At 63.0% G+C, this 16,680-nt stretch carries 16 protein-coding genes; 11 read left to right on the top strand and 5 right to left on the bottom strand.

The genetic code is table 11. From position 1 onward, the window contains the following. Window positions 1-13 precede the first annotated feature (13 nt). Together LB558_RS12790 and serB are read right to left on the bottom strand one after the other, a co-directional pair. The gene (locus LB558_RS12790; protein ID WP_224697876.1) at window positions 14-586 is read right to left on the bottom strand and encodes a GNAT family N-acetyltransferase; all 573 of its coding nucleotides are present in this window, start codon (window positions 584-586) and stop codon (window positions 14-16) included. Next, window positions 583-1,470 (bottom strand): phosphoserine phosphatase SerB, encoded by an 888-nt coding sequence (gene serB, locus LB558_RS12785; RefSeq protein WP_224697875.1) that lies wholly within the window; start codon window positions 1,468-1,470, stop codon window positions 583-585. The genes LB558_RS12790 and serB overlap by 4 nt, the downstream gene beginning before the upstream one ends. Here serB and miaA point away from each other — a divergent pair. Together miaA and LB558_RS12775 are read left to right on the top strand one after the other, a co-directional pair. Then, window positions 1,460-2,428, top strand: a complete 969-nt coding sequence (gene miaA / locus LB558_RS12780; protein ID WP_224697874.1) for a tRNA (adenosine(37)-N6)-dimethylallyltransferase MiaA — start codon at window positions 1,460-1,462, stop codon at window positions 2,426-2,428. The two genes, serB and miaA, sit on opposite strands and share 11 nt — an antisense overlap. Before the next feature lie 105 nt (window positions 2,429-2,533). Next, entirely contained in the window at window positions 2,534-3,325 is a 792-nt protein-coding gene (locus LB558_RS12775) for a GGDEF domain-containing protein (RefSeq protein WP_127260243.1), read from the top strand. Between the two features lie 209 nt (window positions 3,326-3,534). On the opposite strand, the gene LB558_RS12770 is transcribed toward LB558_RS12775, so the two are convergent. Further along, window positions 3,535-5,364, bottom strand: a complete 1,830-nt coding sequence (locus LB558_RS12770) for an ATP-binding protein (protein WP_127260799.1) — start codon at window positions 5,362-5,364, stop codon at window positions 3,535-3,537. Between the two features lie 155 nt (window positions 5,365-5,519). Here LB558_RS12770 and LB558_RS12765 point away from each other — a divergent pair, with 155 nt between their 5' ends. From LB558_RS12765 to LB558_RS12755, 3 genes are read left to right on the top strand one after another with little or no spacing between them, the layout of a single operon-like run. Beyond that, window positions 5,520-6,083 (top strand): helix-turn-helix domain-containing protein, encoded by a 564-nt coding sequence (locus LB558_RS12765; RefSeq protein ID WP_224697873.1) that lies wholly within the window; start codon window positions 5,520-5,522, stop codon window positions 6,081-6,083. Between the two features lie 4 nt (window positions 6,084-6,087). After that, complete coding sequence (locus LB558_RS12760; protein WP_224697872.1) at window positions 6,088-6,396, top strand: hypothetical protein; 309 nt, start codon at window positions 6,088-6,090, stop codon at window positions 6,394-6,396. 38 nt (window positions 6,397-6,434) lie between these two features. Next, on the top strand, window positions 6,435-6,962 hold the full coding sequence (locus tag LB558_RS12755) for a GNAT family N-acetyltransferase (protein ID WP_224698035.1): 528 nt from the start codon (window positions 6,435-6,437) through the stop codon (window positions 6,960-6,962). A 4-nt stretch (window positions 6,963-6,966) separates the two neighbouring features. Here LB558_RS12755 and LB558_RS12750 read toward each other — a convergent pair whose 3' ends face one another. Further along, window positions 6,967-7,845 (bottom strand): LysR family transcriptional regulator, encoded by an 879-nt coding sequence (locus LB558_RS12750; RefSeq protein WP_224697871.1) that lies wholly within the window; start codon window positions 7,843-7,845, stop codon window positions 6,967-6,969. Window positions 7,846-7,966: 121 nt separating this feature from the next. Between LB558_RS12750 and LB558_RS12745 the strand changes: the two genes are divergently transcribed. Together LB558_RS12745 and LB558_RS12740 are read left to right on the top strand one after the other, a co-directional pair. Further along, complete coding sequence (locus LB558_RS12745) at window positions 7,967-9,118, top strand: gamma-butyrobetaine dioxygenase (protein ID WP_224697870.1); 1,152 nt, start codon at window positions 7,967-7,969, stop codon at window positions 9,116-9,118. Next, a complete protein-coding gene (locus LB558_RS12740) occupies window positions 9,115-9,705 on the top strand; it encodes an HD domain-containing protein (RefSeq protein WP_224697869.1) in 591 nt (196 codons plus the stop codon). Before LB558_RS12745 ends, LB558_RS12740 begins: the two co-directional genes overlap by 4 nt. Before the next feature lie 76 nt (window positions 9,706-9,781). On the opposite strand, the gene LB558_RS12735 is transcribed toward LB558_RS12740, so the two are convergent. After that, window positions 9,782-11,584, bottom strand: a complete 1,803-nt coding sequence (locus LB558_RS12735) for an NAD(P)/FAD-dependent oxidoreductase (protein ID WP_224697868.1) — start codon at window positions 11,582-11,584, stop codon at window positions 9,782-9,784. Between the two features lie 350 nt (window positions 11,585-11,934). On the opposite strand from LB558_RS12735, the gene LB558_RS12730 reads away from it, so the two are divergent. The 4 genes from LB558_RS12730 to LB558_RS12715 all read left to right on the top strand — a co-directional run bounded on the left by LB558_RS12730 (window position 11,935) and on the right by LB558_RS12715 (window position 16,534). Further along, on the top strand, window positions 11,935-13,158 hold the full coding sequence (locus LB558_RS12730) for a DUF6600 domain-containing protein (protein ID WP_224697867.1): 1,224 nt from the start codon (window positions 11,935-11,937) through the stop codon (window positions 13,156-13,158). 256 nt (window positions 13,159-13,414) lie between these two features. Beyond that, window positions 13,415-15,196, top strand: a complete 1,782-nt coding sequence (locus LB558_RS12725) for an acetolactate synthase 3 large subunit (RefSeq protein ID WP_224697866.1) — start codon at window positions 13,415-13,417, stop codon at window positions 15,194-15,196. 84 nt (window positions 15,197-15,280) lie between these two features. Next, complete coding sequence (ilvN, locus tag LB558_RS12720; RefSeq protein ID WP_023757090.1) at window positions 15,281-15,853, top strand: acetolactate synthase small subunit; 573 nt, start codon at window positions 15,281-15,283, stop codon at window positions 15,851-15,853. An 84-nt stretch (window positions 15,854-15,937) separates the two neighbouring features. Further along, entirely contained in the window at window positions 15,938-16,534 is a 597-nt protein-coding gene (locus LB558_RS12715; RefSeq protein WP_224697865.1) for a LysE family translocator, read from the top strand. The last annotated feature ends 146 nt before the right edge of the window (window positions 16,535-16,680 follow it).

Below are 16,680 nucleotides of genomic sequence, written 5' to 3'. Positions count from 1 at the left end.
ATGGAAAGGGCGGCTAGCGGGCCGCCCTTTTTCTTGCCTGCCAGTCTTGGCGTGACAGTCTGTACAGGACATGGCGCTTGAGCGCGGGGTGGCTGTCGGGAATGCCGGGGTGGTCGAATTCGGCAGACGGATCCGCGCTCATGCCGAGGCGCTCCATGACGGCCGTGGAGCGGTGGTTGTTCTCGACGGCAAAGGAGACAATCTCGCCAAGGCCCAGCCTTTCGAAACCGTAGGCCAGCCAAGCCTCTGAGGCTTCGGTGACGTAGCCCTTGCCCCAAAATTCCGGTGCGAGACGCCAGCCGATCTCGATCGTACCGGCTGGCAGGACGTCGATATCTTCCGTCCCGGTTATCCCGACAAAACCGATACATTGGCCCGTGGCCGCAATCTCGGCAGCGGCGAAGCCATAGCCGTCCTTATCGATCCACGCGCGGACCTCGTCCATCTTGGCATCCGCCTGGGCGCGGTCGCGGCGGAATGGAAAGAACTCCATGACCCGGTCGTCGGAGTTGATGCGGTGGAACAGGTCGCGGTCGCGATCCTCCCAGTTGCGCAGGATCAGGCGTTCGGTCCGCATTGGTTTCATTGCACAAACTCCTCCTGCCTGTAGCCTTGCATATAGAGCAGCGCGGTCAGGTCGCCATGATCGATGCGGACCTTGGCCTGTGCCGCTACCGTCGGCTTGGCGTGAAGCGCGACACCGGTACCGGCCAGGCGGATCATGTCGAGATCATTGGCGCCGTCACCAACGGCGATGGCGTCGGTGGGTGTCAGGCCGAGGCGCGCTGAAATTTCGATCAGCGCGTCGGCCTTGGCGGCTCGGCCGAGGATCGGCTCGCCGACCAGCCCGGTGAAGCGGCCGTCCTGTTCGAGCAGGCGATTGGCACGGTTCTCCTGGAAGCCGAGCATGGCGGCGATGCGCGTCGTGAAGACCTCGAATCCGCCAGACACGAGTGCCGTCCAGGCGCCATTGGCGCGCATGGTCCGGACCAGAACACGGCCGCCCGAGGCCAGCGTCAGGCGATTGGCGACGATGCGATCGACCACGGCGGCGTCGAGGCCCTTGAGCAGCGCCACCCGCTCGCGCAAAGCCGGTTCGAAGGCGATCTCGCCATTCATGGATCGCGCGGTAATCGTGGCAACCCGATCCTTGACGCCGATCTCGTCGGCCAGCTCGTCGATGCATTCCTGGTCGATCATGGTCGAATCCATGTCGGCGATCAGGATTTTCTTGCGGCGGGTTTCTGCCTCCTGGATGATCACGTCGACCGCTTCGCTGGCGAGTGCCGTGCGCAAGACGGCACTCGTAACGGCGGCGTCGGCTGCCCCGGGCAGGACGAGATCGCAGGCAATACCTTCAGCCAGCCAGACAACAGCGCTTGCGCCGACCGACCGTGAGGCCATATTCGCAAGCGACAGCGACAAAGCGCGCTCAGTGGGACGGGAAACAAGCGTGGCGATGAGCGGCATGGAACATTCCGGCGGGCAGGCGGGCGAGGGCCGCGTGAAGAACGCGATCCTGATAGCCGGGCCGACCGCCAGCGGCAAGTCGGCGCTTGCGCTCGATCTGGCCGAGCGCAGGGGTGGCGTGATCGTCAACACCGATTCCATGCAGGGCTATTCGGTGCTCGACGTGCTGACCGCGCGGCCGGAGGCGGCCGACCTCGCCCGCGCACCGCATTTTCTGTATGGCCATGTCCACCCGGCGACACCCTATTCCACCGGCGCCTGGCTGCGCGACGTGAGGAAGTTGATCGACGACGGCACATTCTCCGAACGGCCAGTGATTTTTGTCGGCGGCACCGGCCTCTACTTTCGTGCGCTGGCCGAGGGCATTTCGGAAATGCCCGACATTCCGCAGCGGGTCCGCGACCGTTGGCGCTACGAATTGAAGGAGCAGGGCGCCGTCAAGCTGCACAGCCTGCTGCTGCGCGAGGATTCGGCGGCCGCCATGATGCTCAAGCCGACCGACAGCCAGCGCATCGTGCGCGCATTGGAGGTTCTCGATGCGTCTGGCCGTTCGATCCTGGAATGGCAGGCAGAGCGCGGCCAGCCGCTCATCGACAGGGAAAGCGCGCGTTTCTTCGTGATCGAGCCGGAACGGGCGGCGTTGGTCGGACGCATCGACAAGCGCTTCGACCAAATGCTGGACAAGGGCGCGCTAGACGAGGTCAAGCGGCTTGCGGCACTTGGCCTCGATCCCGAATTGCCGGCGGTGAAAGCCATCGGCGTTCGCGAACTGCAGGCGGCTATGGCCGGAGAGATTGGCTTTCCCGAGGCAATCGAACGCGCCAAGATCGCGACCAGGCAATATTCCAAGCGGCAAACCACCTGGTTCAGGCATCAATTGGGGCCGGAATGGCTGAGGTTGCGCCCCGGTGATGATCTGGAAACCACGATCTTAACGCTTGCTTCCGATGCAACCTGAAAAGTTTACCTGCAAGGAAAGGTTCCCGTTGGGGTTGTCCGAATTAACCCTCCGTAAGCCCGCCCATGCCATAAGGTCGGTGGGCACTTTTCCAACGGGGAGCAGATGCGTTTCCACAAGGCGGAATCAGCGTTTTTCGTCTTTATATTCGTGATCCTGGCCGCCGGCCTGGTGACGCTGCATGCTTATGGACTTCTGCAATCCTTCGCCGACGAGTTGCATACGGCTTCGGGTCTGGACAAGGTCATCTATCTCAACAAGCTCTTGTTTGCGACCGGCGTGCTCCTGGCCACCGCGCTGTTCTTCGGCATTTTCTTCATCTATCCGCTGATCCGCAAACAGGCGACGGAGGAAGGCAAGCTGCGCGCCATGACGGTCTCGCTCAGCGCGCGCTCGGAAACATTCGAGCATGCGGCGCTGACCGATGGCCTGACCGGCATGCAGAACCGGCGCTATTTCGATGATGCGCTGAAGGAGTATCTCGAGGAGTTCCGGCGCATCGAAAAGCCCGTCGGGCTGATGATCCTCGATCTCGACCATTTCAAGCAGGTCAACGACACCCACGGCCATGACGTCGGCGACGAAGTGCTCAAGGCCGTCGCGAGCTGTCTCAAGGATATGACGCGCTACCACGATGTGGTGGCGCGGTTGGGCGGCGAGGAGTTCGCCGTGGTCACGCCGAACATGGACGCCGAGCTTCTGGGCAAGTTTGCCGAGCGGATCCGCAAGGCGATCGCCAACATGTCGGTGCTGTCAGGCAATGTCCGCCTGAAGATCACCACCAGTGTCGGGCTTGCCGTATGGGACCGCAAGGAAACAGCGGAAGAGTTCTATCGCCGCGCCGACCGCCAGCTTTACGAGGCGAAGAGGCAGGGCCGCAACCGCGTCTGCGCCTAAAATCCCGAAGAAGAATTCATGAGGCCGGTTGCCTGACGCGGCTTTCTCGACTTCCGGTGCTCACGGACTGAATGTCCGCTCCGCTCCGGCTTCTCGAAAACCACGCCATTCAACCCGGCCTGATGAATTCCCTTTCGCGCTTACCCAAGCTGGTTTGACGATGGAGTCCCCGGTGCGGCTTACCGGCCGGTCGTCAGGGAACTGCAGGCTCAATCGTTTTGCGGGCGCAGGCCGAAGGTTGCGGGTTTGAGACCGTAGCGCATGTCGAAATCGTCGTCCGACGGCGCGCGCGCGGCGGGTGGCTTGCGGTAGTCGGGATCGCCGGCCTGGCGGCCTGAATCGACGACCTCGGCGAAGGCCATCGCCTGCTGGGTTGATTTAGGCACGTTGCGCAGTCGTTCCACGATCGCCACCAGATCGACATCGTCGCCCGGCTTCGACGTGGCCTCTTCGCGTTTTGCGGTGCCGGGGAGCAGTTCGCTCGGCAGTTTTTCGAACTTCAGCCGCATGGTCGTCGCCACGCCTTCGCCGAAGGCGATGGCTTCGCGCTGGCCCATGGAGGACAGGAAGGCAAGCGTCGAGGCGGAAGAGTCGGCAATCGCCGAGCGGATGATCGCCTGGTCCTGCTCATTGGCGAGCCGCATGGCAAAGAAGGTCGAGCATTGCGACAGGATGGTCGGGTCGAGCTCGCCAGGGCGCTGGGTGACGACGCCGAGATAGCAGCCATATTTGCGGCCTTCCTTGGCGATGCGCGAAAGCGCATGCCTGGTCGGCGCGAAGCCGAGACGCGGGTCGGCCGGCATATAGCGGTGCGCTTCTTCGCACAAAAACAGAAGCTGCAACTTGCCCTCGCTCCACAGAGCGAGGTCGAAGGCCAGGCGCGCCAGCACCGAGCAGACCGAATTGACCACTTCGGACGGCATGCCGGCCATTTCGAAGCAGGTTACCGGGCGGCCATGATGCGGCACGCGGAAGATGTTGCCGATCGTCTCGTGGATGGTGTCCTCGATCAGGCGCGAGTTGAACATGAAGCGGTAGCGTGGATCGGCCGCCGCCGATTCGATGCGCGTCTTCAGCGATTTGAGCGTCGGGCGATCGGTCTTGCTTTCGAGCATGCCCATGCGCTCATCGATCTGCTTGAGCAGGTCGGCGATGCGGTAAGGCACCGGCGTATCGGCGGTCAGCGCATCGCTGCCGCGCCTGATATAGGAGCCCGAATTCGGGTTGCGGTAGAGATTCTTGGCGGCCGGGATGAGGTCGCGCAAGGCGTCGATTTCTTCCGGCTCGGTCTCGCGGCCCCGGAACAGCACCTCGGCGAATTCCTCGAGCTTGAACATCCAGAACGGCAGATCCAAGGTTTTGGAATCGACCCTGACGCAGTATTCGGGCAGCGATGCAGCGAACTCGTTGTGCGGGTCGAGGATCAGGATACGCAGATCCGGCCGTGCCGCTATCGACTTGCGCAGCAGCAGCGAGACGGCGGTGGATTTGCCGACGCCGGTTGTGCCGACAATGGCGAAGTGACGCGCCAGCGTATCGTCGATGGCGATGTTGGCGGCGATCGTCTCGTCCTGCGCGAGCGTGCCGATGGTGATCGAATGACGCCCGGCGAGGTCATAGACCGCCTGCAGGTCGCGGGTGCGGATGCGATGCGCTACGGCGCCGATATGCGGATAGGTGGTGATGCCGCGGTCGAAGACCGGTTTGGCGCCGGGCTCTGCTCCGTCACGGACTTCGCCGATCAGTTCGATGCTGACCTCGATGGCGTTTTGGCCCTCATTGCTCCAGGCGCGGTCCGACTTGCCGATCCCGTAGACCAGGCCGACGGTTCGCGTCGATCCGAGATTGATGGAAATCATCTTCCCGACCGTCCACAGGCCGGTCACCGCGCCGTCGGCATCGTCCGCATAGGCGCTGATGGTGGCGCGCGCGCCATCGCATTGCACGACATTGCCGAGGATGCGCTTGTCGTTCTGCTCGGCCTGGCGGCGCTCCTGCGAGGTCGGTTCCCCGACGGAGGCTTCGCGTTCGACATACATGGACAGGCCAATCCCCATTTCCCTGGAGCATCGATCCTACCGGAATGGGGTTAAGGCCCGATGAGGTCGGATGGTGTAGAGAGCATTAAGGAGCCCGTGAAAATTGTCGCAAAGCGGCTCTTCTCCGGCGTGTACGTTTTCGCTATAATAGACATATGGATGATATAGCGAACGACATTTCCTCGACGATCGGCCGCAGGATACACGCCGAAAGAATCGCGCGCGACTGGTCCCTGGCGGAACTCGCGGAGCGTTCCGGCGTCTCGAAGGCGATGCTCAGCACGATCGAGCGGGGCAAGACCAGCCCGACGGCGGCGCTTCTGGTGCGCATCGCGTCGGCCTTCGGCATGACGCTGTCGACCTTGATCGCACGCGCGGAGTTGCAGGGCGGCGGGCTGTTGCGCGAGACCGACCAGCCGGTGTGGCGCGATCCCGATACCGGCTATGTCAGGCGGCATCTTTCGCCGGCTTCCGACATGCCACTGGAGCTGATCAAGGTGCATCTGCCGGCAGGGGCCAGGGTCAGTTTTCCGGCTGCTTCATATGCCTTCATCAAGCAGCAGATATGGCTGATTTCCGGGCGGCTCGAATTCGTCGAAGGTGAGACAGTGCACAGGCTCGAACCAGGCGACTGCCTGGCGCTTGGGGCGCCGTCGGACTGCACCTTCCATGCCCTGGAGCCCGGTGCCGACTATCTGGTCGCGCTGGTCAGGGGCTGACACAATGGCAAGAAGACCAAATCGCTCCCACAATGGGGGGCCGCCTCTCGATGAATACAAGGGCCCGCCATGGGGCAAGGGCGATCCTTACATCTTCCTGGCCTGGCAGGCCGCCCATGCCAAGGCGTGGAAGGCGCCGAGCCACGAGGTGATGCTGCTGCGCATGGACAGAGCCGAGCGGCTGGGCCTGACCTATGAGGAGTACACGCTCGAGATTCTCGAGCGCGGGCGGCATCTCGGGCACGAAGACACCGAACGCATCAGCGCCATCAAGGCGGCGCGAAAGCGACGCCGCGTGCGCCATCTGGAGTGACAGCGATGCGTCAGCTTCTATCACAGGATGTCCTGCACATGAATTCGATCGAGATCGCAACCCTTGACCCGGCTGCCGAGACGCAGGATATGCTGGCCGAATTGCTGGTCGCAACGGTGGCGGCAGGCGGATCGGTCAGCTTCATGCATCCGTTGGCGCCGCAGGCGGCAAGGGCCTTCTGGGAGAAATCACTGGCTGCGGCGGCAAGGGGCGAACGAGTGCTGCTTGGCGCCTGGGACGGCAAGAACCTCGTCGGTACCGTGACCTTGCTGCTCGACTGTCCGCCCAACCAGCCGCACCGGGCCGAAATCGCCAAGCTGATGACATCAATCGATTGCCGGGGCAGGGGCGTGGGAACGCGCCTGATGCGGGCCGCCGAGAGCCTTGCCGTGGAGAAAGGCCGCACGCTGCTGGTTCTGGACACGGCGACCGACGAGGGCGCCTCAGGCCTCTATGAGCGGTTGGGCTTCACGCTGGCCGGTGAGATACCGGACTATGCCCTAAAGCCGCACGGTGGGCTGACCGGCACGCTGATCTACTGGAAGCGGATCGGGCCATTCTCGTAACCGGTCATGCCAGCGCGGAGAGGCGCGACAGCAGCCACTGGCGAAAATCCTGTTCGGCACCGGTCAGGCGCGCTGTCGACGCCTTGGTCAGGAAATGCCCCGATGTGCTGGAGAGTTCGTAGTCGGAAAGCCTGACCAGCGTCTTGCTGTCGAGTGCCGCATCGACCAGCGGCCGCGAGCCAAGCAGCACACCGGCACCGGCGCTCGCCGCCTCCATGGCGGCAACGAAGCTATCGAAACGGTGCGATCGCCTGGGGTGGCCGGCCAACCCGGCGGCGGCGAACCATTCCGCCCACATCTCGCGTGCGCCGGCAACCAGAAGCAGCGGCAAGGAGGTCCAGTCGGCGTCGCTGACGAGGCCCGGCGACGCCACCGGCACGAGCCGCTCGGCGGTCAGCCTGTCGGCCTCGCGACCAGGAAAAGACCCGTTGCCGAAACGGATATCCAGCACCGAGCCCGGCAGGTCGTAATCGGTCGGGCGATGGATCGTCAGCAGATCGAGCTGGATGCGCGGCAGTGCCTTTGCGAGATCGGGCAGCGCCGGAACCAGCATCAGCAAGGCAAAGGAGATCGGCGCCCGGATGGTCACGGTCTGGACCGCGCGCGGCTCGAACAGTTCCGCGGTGCTGTTGCCGATGGTGGCGAAGGCCGACTGGATGTGCGGCAGATAGGCGGCACCCTCCGGCGACAGCGCGACGCCGCGCGCCAGCCGCGAAAACAAACGTGTCTTCAGCCGCTCCTCAAGAAACCGGATGTGCTGGCTGACGGCCGCCTGGGTGAGGCCAAGCTCGCTTGCCGCCGCGGTGAAATTCGACAGCCGCGCCGCCGCCTCGAAACTGCGCAGCCAGTCCAGAGGCGGCAAGGGTGGGTTTGCTCGAGTCATTAGTGTTCTGCGGTCATTGGCCAAAAAATGATAATTTGAGTTATGCCTGTCGCGCGATCACCATGCAATCGAAACCCTGCGGATGAGGCTGCGGGGGACGCAAAGGACAGGAACGGATCTCATGCTCACCCACGCGCTGATCGGCGACGAAGGCAGAACAATCGACCTTGGCTGGCAGGACGGGACGCGCAGCCGTTTTCATGCCGTGTGGCTGCGCGACAATGCGCTGGACGACAAGACGCGCAGCGCCGGCAACGGCCAACGGCTGATCACCATTCTCGACATTCCCGCCGGCACCAGGATCGGTGCCGCATCGGTCAAGGGCGGCGCCCTGGAAGTCAGCTTCGTGCCCGAGCAGAAGACGGTCAGCTTTCCCGCGTCATGGCTGCGCGCCAACACCTATGATCGCGGTGAGGCGCGCCGGCCTGGCTGGACAGGCGAGGATATCGTGCGATGGACCAAGGCCGCCATGCAGAATTCGGTGCCGCGCGCCGGTTATTCTGCTGCCAGCGGCGACCAAGCCGTTTTGCGGCAATGGCTGTCGGCCGTGAAAGCCTATGGTTTTGCGGTGATGGACGATCTGCCGGCCGAATCCGGGGCGCTGTGCAAAGTGTCCGATCTTTTCGGCTATATCAGGGAGACCAATTACGGCCGCTGGTTCGAAGTGCGCGCCGAGGTCAATCCGAACAATCTCGCCTACACCAATCTCGGCCTCCAGGCGCACACCGACAACCCCTATCGCGACCCCGTGCCGACGCTGCAGATCCTGTCCTGCATCGAGAATACGGTTGAGGGCGGCGAATCCAGCGTCGTCGACGGGTTTGCTGTCGCGGCTGCGCTGCAGGCTGAGAACCCGGAAGGTTTCCGGCTGCTGAGCTCATGCCCGGCGCGCTTCGAATATGCCGGCTCTTCCGGCGTTCGGCTTCAGGCGAAGCGGCCGATGATCGAGCTCGGGCCCGATGGCGAGCTGATCTGCATCCGCTTCAACAACCGCTCGCTGGCGCCGACTGTCGACGTTTCGTTCGCCGATATGGAAGCGTACTACGCCGCCTATCGCCGGTTCGCCGAACTGATCGAGGATCCATCCTTCGAGGTGACGTTCAAGCTGGAAGCGGGGCAGGCTTTCATCGTCGACAACACGCGCGTCATGCATGCGCGCAAGGCATTTTCCGGTACCGGCAAGCGCTGGCTGCAGGGCTGCTACGCCGACAAGGACGGCCTGCTGTCGACGCTCGCGGCGATCGAGCATGGGTTCAAGGAGGCGGCGGAATGAGCGGCCAGGATTTGAACGCGGACACCATCGTCGAGTTCATCGCCGATATCTTCGAGCGCCGGGGCGCGGAATCCTATCTCGGCGAACCCGTCACCATGTCGGAGCACATGCTGCAGGGCGCCTGGTTCGCCGAAAAGGACGGCGCGCCCGACGAGCTGGTTGCGGCGGCGCTGCTGCACGACATCGGTCACTACACCAGCGAGTTCGGCACCTATTCGCCCGAGGATGTAGAAGACAAGCATCATGACGAGGCCGGCGGCGAGGTGCTGGCACCGTTCTTTCCACCGGTCATCGTCGAATGCGTCAGGCTGCATGTCGCGGCCAAGCGCTATCTCTGCGCTACCGACCCGACCTATTTCGGCAAGCTTTCGCAGGCCTCGGTTCATACGCTGTCGCTGCAAGGCGGGCCCATGAGTGCCGAGGAGGTTGCCGAGTTCCGCAAGAACCCGTTCCATGAGGAAGCGGTCCGGGTCCGCATCTGGGACGAGAGCGGCAAGATCGCCGACATGAAGACACGGACATTTCGCGATTACGTGCCGCTGCTGCAGCGGGTAGTGACCCAGTTCGCGGCGGGCAAGCCGGCGTAATCCCTCGAGAAAGGAGGCAGGGTGCAAGCCGTGCCTCCTTCTTTCTTTCGGCTGGCTTTGCCGGAATGGCGCTCGGCTATCCCTTATGGTGAACCTGCTGCAGCCCATAGACCGGCGTCGCGATGCCTTCGTGCCGCGCCTTCAGTTGCAGCGACAGGAATTGCGAATAGTGGCGCGACTGATGCAGGTTGCCGCCGTGGAACCACAGCGCTTCCTGTTGCGTCGGCTTCCACATGTTGCGCAATTCGCCTTCCCAGGGGCCGGGATCCTTGGTGGTGTTCGAGCCGAGGCCCCAGCATTTGCCGACCTTGTCGGCGGTTTCGCGCGATATCAGATCGGCGGCCCAGCCGTTCATCGAGCCGTAGCCGGTGGCGTAGACGATGAGGTCCGCAGGCAGTTCCGACCCGTCGCTGAGCAGAACCGAGTGCTGCTTGATCTCTTCGACGTCGACGCCGCTCTTCAGCTTGATCGAACCATCGATGACCAGCTGCGAGGCGCCGACATCGATGTAATAGCCAGAGCCGCGCCTGAGGTACTTCATGAACAGGCCGGATTCGTCGTCGCCCCAGTCGAGCATGAAGCCGGCCTTTTCCAGCCCGTTGTAGAAGGCCGCGTCGCGTTTCTTCATCTCGGCATAGGCCGGGATCTGGAACTCGTGCAGGATCTTGTAGGGCAGCGACGCGAAGATGAGATCGGCCTTGGCCGTGGTGATGCCATTCTGCAGCGCCTGCTCCGAATAGAGCGAACCCAGTCCGATTTCCATCAACGTGTCGGACCGGGAGATGTGGGTACTGGAGCGCTGCACCATGGTGACGTCGGCGCCGGCTTCCCAAAGTGCCGCAGCGATGTCATGGGCGGAATTGTTGGAGCCGATGACAACGGCCTTTTTGCCGGCATAGGCGTCGGGACCCGGATGCTTGGAGGAGTGGTGCTGGTCTCCCTTGAAGGTCTCCATGCCCTTGAATTTCGGCAGATTGGCCTTGCCGGACTGTCCGGTGGCCAGCACCAGTTGCTTCGGCTTCAGCGTGATGTCCTTGCCGTCGCGGTGGACGATAACGGTCCATTCCTTCGTCTTGTCGTCATAGGAAGCGCTTTTGGCCTCGGTCGAGGACCAGTAGTTCAACTCCATCACCTTGGTGTACATTTCCAGCCAGTCGCCGATCTTGTCCTTGGGCGAGAAGACCGGCCAGTTCTTGGGGAAGTCGATATAGGGCAGATGGTCGTACCAGACCGGGTCATGCAGGCAGAGCGACTTGTAGCGCTTGCGCCAGCTGTCGCCGGCGCGCTCGTTCTTCTCGATGATGATGGTGGGAACGCCAAGCTGCCGCAGCCGCGCGCCGAGCGCGATACCGCCCTGGCCGCCACCGATGATCACCGTATAGGGCTGCGTCTTGAAGCCGAGCTCGGCGGCCTCCCTCTCGCGTTCTTCCTTCCATGTCGGACGGTTCTTGCCCGAGCCGTGCCTGGCGCCCATCGGCCGCGCGAAGCCTGCCGGCTCCTCGTGGCCTTTCAGTTCGGCCATGGTGGTCAGCAGCGTCCAGATCTTGCCGTCCTTCAGTCTGATATGACCGAAGCCGCGTGCCACCTCCGTCTCGAAGCTGATCCAGCCCTCGATCAGCCCGCCGCTCTCGGTCGCGTCCTCGCCCTTGGCGATGGCAAAATTCGATGGCTTGGTGTTCGACAACTGGCTTTTCAGCATGTCGCGGACCTGGTCGCGGCCTTCCATGGTCTTGATGTTCCAGGTGAAGGTAACGAGGTCGCGCCAGTAGCAATCCTCTTGAAAGCAATCGACCGCCTTCTCGATGTCATTGGCAGCAAGCGCGGCGCCGAACTGATCGAGCAGGTCGGACAATTTCTTGCCAGGGGCCTTGTCGAGCATCAGGTTTCCTCCCGTGAAATCCAGATCGTCATGGTGGTGGCTCCGCCGGGCTTGCCGCCGGACGATCAAGTATCGCCAGAGATGGCGGCCCTCGTCACGCCCCACCATAGTTTCCAGCGATTTCAATCGTCTATCCTCGAAATGGGATCGCCAGGCGGTTTCGGAATCGCCCGGGCGCCGGAAACGAACGTCCCATTTGTGAATACCGCGCCGGTCGCGCAAAATTGATGGGCAAATGCCGCAATGCGGTCACCGAGGCCGATGACAACCGATCGGTGAGAAGCCGGGAACCGGTGGCGGGCAACAGGGCGGTTCCCGGATTTTCTGGATGCGGAACTCTGGAGCCCGTTATGATCATCATACCCTTTATCGAAGCGTCTTCACGTCACTCTCTCAGCCGGCGTGGGCGTGCTGCAGCAATGGCCGCGATCATGGCCTTGAGCGCGACCCTGACCGGCCCGCTGGTGCTGCCCGGAACGCAGGCGCATGCGGCGGAAATTTCCGTCACCGTTCGCGAAAGGCTTTCGAACTATGGCGGATGGCGAACCTCCAGCCGCTTCGGCGATGTCTGGGTTCCCTCGGTCCGTGCCGAATGGCGGCCCTACACTGAAGGCAGGTGGGTCTGGACCGACGACGGCTGGTACTGGCAATCCACCGAGCCATTCGGCGATGTCGTCTATCACTATGGCCGCTGGGCGTATGATCCGGATTTCGGCTGGGTATGGATATCAGGCGATCAATGGGCGCCGGCCTGGGTGGTCTGGCGCCAGGGTGGCAATGATGTAGGCTGGGCTCCGGCGCCGCCCGACGTCGGTGTCGCCTTCGACGACGCCTGGTGGTGTTTCGTGCCTGTGGCGGCGATCGGCGCGGTCGATCTGGTCAGGGTGGTGCGGCCGGTTCAAGAGAACGTCGTCATCGTGCGCAACACGACGATCATCAACCAGACGGTCGTGGTCAACAATGCGCCGCATGTGCGGCTTGGCAATCAGGTGGTTGCAATCAATGCCGGACCCCGGCTGCAGCAATTCCCGAAGCCCGTCATCGAATCGATCAAGGCGGCAAGACTGGTTCCTCCGCCCAAAGGCGTGTTTGCCAGTGCACGGCTCGATGCTTCCAGGGGCGCGGAGATCAAGAAGCTGGTCGGCAATGCAACCGGGAACGGGCAAATCGTGGCGGGCCCCAAGACTGCGAGCGGCGGCAAGGCCATTTATCCGGGCGCGGTGGCTGCCAGCAATCCGGTCGTCGTGAAGCCTGGCGACGCCGTGCGCAAGCGGATGGCCGCCGGCAACGGCGCGAAGGCCGATGGGGTCAAGCCGCATGCCGACAGGACCGCGGGCGATGGACGTATCGTTGTCAAAACGTCGGCCAAGCCGGGTCCGGCCAAGCCGGTTTCGGGGCAGCGTCCAGCACGCCGTGCAGGGCAACAAAAGCCGCATCAGCAGGCGTTGGCAATGCACATGCCCCAGCACCATGGCCCGGCAAGGATGGCACCTCACCATCCGCCAGCGAAGATGCAGGCCAGGAAGGTGTCCAAATGCGATCCGCGTGTTTCCCGCTGCAAGGCGCCGGGCTGATCGCCGCAATCGCGCCGGCATGCGGGTGTGCCGGCGCGATTTTTCCCGTTGACAGGCCGCCTTTCCCGCCCTTAGTGTCCGCCACCATGAAAACGGCACTCATTCTCGTAGGAAAGCGCGTGGGCAAGGCGGTGTAACCGCCGGGCAAAAACCCCCCATGCGCAAGACACAGGCTCCCTCGGGGGCCTTTTTTATTGCCTGAAACACGACTAAACGACCAGCAAACGCCCAATGGCGACAGTACGGGACCAGACCGATGAGCAACGGACAGAACGAGCGGCGAGAGATGACGGGCGCCGAAATGGTGGTGCAGGCGCTGAAGGACAATGGCGTCAAGCATGTTTTCGGCTATCCCGGCGGCGCTGTCCTTCCGATCTATGACGAGATATTCCAGCAGGACGAGGTCGAGCACATCCTGGTGCGCCATGAGCAGGGTGCCGGCCATGCCGCGGAAGGCTATGCGCGCTCGACCGGCAAGGCGGGCGTGATGCTGGTGACGTCGGGTCCTGGCGCCACCAATGCGGTGACGCCGCTGCAGGACGCGCTGATGGATTCGATCCCGCTGGTCTGCCTGACCGGGCAGGTGCCGACCTCGCTGATCGGCTCCGACGCTTTTCAGGAGTGCGATACGGTCGGCATCACGCGCCCCTGCACCAAGCACAACTGGCTGGTGAAGGACGTCAACGAGCTCGCCGCCACCATCCACGAGGCCTTCCATGTCGCGACCACCGGCCGCCCCGGTCCGGTCGTCGTCGATATCCCGAAGGACGTGCAGTTCGCCAAGGGATTCTATGTCCCGCCGCAGATCGCGCCGCGCACCAGCTACCAGCCCAAGGTCCAGGGCGACCTGGAAAAGATCAAGGCGGCGGTCGAGCTGATGGCGGGAGCCAGGAAGCCGATCATCTACAGCGGCGGCGGCGTCATCAATTCCGGTCCGGAGGCGAGCCATCTGCTGCGCGAACTGGTCGATCTCACCGGGTTCCCGATCACCTCGACGCTGATGGGCCTGGGTGCCTATCCGGCATCGGGCAAGAACTGGATGGGCATGCTCGGCATGCACGGCACCTATGAAGCCAACATGGCCATGCATGATTGCGACGTGATGATCTGCATCGGCGCGCGTTTCGACGACCGCATCACCGGCAGGCTCACTGCATTCTCGCCGAACTCGAAGAAGATCCACATCGACATCGATCCGTCGTCGATCAACAAGAACGTCCACACCGAAGTGCCGATCATCGGCGATGTCGGCCGGGTGCTGGAGGATATGGTGCGGCTGTGGCGGGCGGGCGCCAAGGCCGACAAGAAGGCGCTCTACCCCTGGTGGGAGCAGATCGCCAAATGGCGTGCGCGCGACTCGCTCGCCTACAAGATGAACAACGACGTGATCATGCCGCAATACGCCATCGAGCGGCTCTACGAACTGACCAAGGGCATGGACACCTACATCACCACCGAGGTCGGCCAGCACCAGATGTGGGCGGCGCAGCATTATCATTTCGAGAAGCCGAACCGCTGGATGACGTCGGGCGGGCTGGGCACGATGGGCTACGGCCTGCCGGCGGCACTCGGCGTGCAGATCGCGCATCCGGACGCGCTGGTCATCGACATCGCCGGCGACGCTTCGGTGCAGATGACGATGCAGGAGATGAGCGCTGCCGTGCAGCACAATGCACCGATCAAGATTTTCATCCTCAACAACCAGTATATGGGCATGGTGCGGCAGTGGCAGCAGCTGCTGCACGGCAACCGGCTGTCGCATTCCTACACGGAGGCGATGCCGGACTTCGTCAAGCTGGCCGAGGCCTATGGTGGCCACGGCATTCGCTGCGAGAAGCCTGACGAACTGGACGACGCGATCAAGGAGATGATCTCGGTCAAGAAGCCGGTGCTGTTCGATTGCCGCGTGGCGACGCTCGCCAACTGCTTCCCGATGATCCCGTCGGGCAAGGCGCACAACGAGATGCTGTTGCCCGACGAGGCGACCGACGAGGCGGTGGCCAACGCCATCGATGCCAAGGGCAGGGAACTGGTGTAGCCGGCAGAAGAAAGGCAGGGTATCGCGAGAAAGCCCTGCGCAAACAGAGAATTAGCTCAAGAGCTTGAAAACGAGATTGATGTCATGAACGCACAGCTACAACCGACCGGCTCTGCCTATTTCATCGCCAAGGAGACGGAAAAGCCGGAAAACCACACGCTCTCCGTGCTGGTCGACAATGAGCCGGGCGTGCTTGCCCGGGTCATCGGCCTGTTTTCCGGGCGCGGCTACAACATCGAGAGCCTGACCGTCTCCGAGACCGAGCATGAAAAACACCTGTCGCGCATCACCATCGTGACGCGCGGCACGCCGCATGTGCTGGAGCAGATCAAACACCAGCTCGAGCGCATCGTGCCGGTTCACCGCGTCGTCGACCTGACCGTGCGCTCGCATGAATCCGGCCAGGAGCGGCCGCTGGAGCGCGAACTGGCGCTGGTCAAGGTCGCCGGCACCGGCGAGGCCCGCGTCGAGGCGTTGCGGCTGGCCGATGCGTTCCGCGCCAGCGTCATCGACGCCAACACCGAGCATTTCATCTTCGAGATCACCGGCAAGGGCTCCAAGATCGACCAGTTCATCGCCATCATGAAGCCGCTCGGCCTGGTCGAGATCTGCCGCACCGGCGTGGCCGCATTGAACCGCGGTCCGCAGGCGATGTAGGACTTCGGCGGGACTGGCACCGAACGCGCCGGCCAGTTTCCATAGTGAGGCTTCAGGTGCTGACTTGTCAGAGGGAGGATATCCATGTCGCTCGACGCTTTCCTTGCCCTGCTTGTCTACGCCTTCGTGACCTCGATCACGCCGGGGCCGAACAATCTCATGCTTCTGGCATCGGGAGTGAATTTCGGCATCGTCAGAACCGTTCCGCACATGGTGGGCATCAGCATGGGTTTCCTCGTGCTGCTGCTTGCCGTCGGTCTTGGCCTCGGCGCTGTGTTGACGGCGTTTCCGGCGCTGCATACCGCGCTCAAGATCGCCGGCGGGGCCTATCTTCTGTACCTCGCCTGGAAGATCGCCATGTCGCGCACGCTGACCGGCAAGGGCGAGACGAAGGCGCGTCCTATGCGGTTCATCGAGGCAGCCGCATTCCAGTGGGTCAATCCCAAGGCGTGGGTGATGGCGATCACCGCCATGGCCGTCTATGCCAATGCCGAGCACCCGTTCCTGTCGGTGGTGTTGATCGCTGTGGCGTTCACCATCGTCAATTTGCCGAGCGTCTCGGTGTGGGCGGGGTTCGGCACCGCGTTGCGCGGTTTCCTGTCGGATCCAGTGCGGCTGAAATGGTTCAACATCGCCATGGGCGTGCTGCTGGCGGCGACGCTTTGGCCGATGCTTAAATAGGCCCGGGCGCATCATCTGATCGTCGGGAGACGGGATCCGGACTCGTCCGGATCGGGAGCCAGGCCGTGTTGCACATCCATTGTGCAGTGCACATTAAATCTTCGTAATGCCGCCTTTTGGCCCTTTTCCGACAAAGGCGTGTCCTA

The sequence above is a fragment of the Mesorhizobium sp. CO1-1-8 genome (assembly GCF_020164875.1).
Taxonomy (GTDB): domain Bacteria; phylum Pseudomonadota; class Alphaproteobacteria; order Rhizobiales; family Rhizobiaceae; genus Mesorhizobium.
This window is presented reverse-complemented; position numbering and strand designations above follow the sequence as displayed.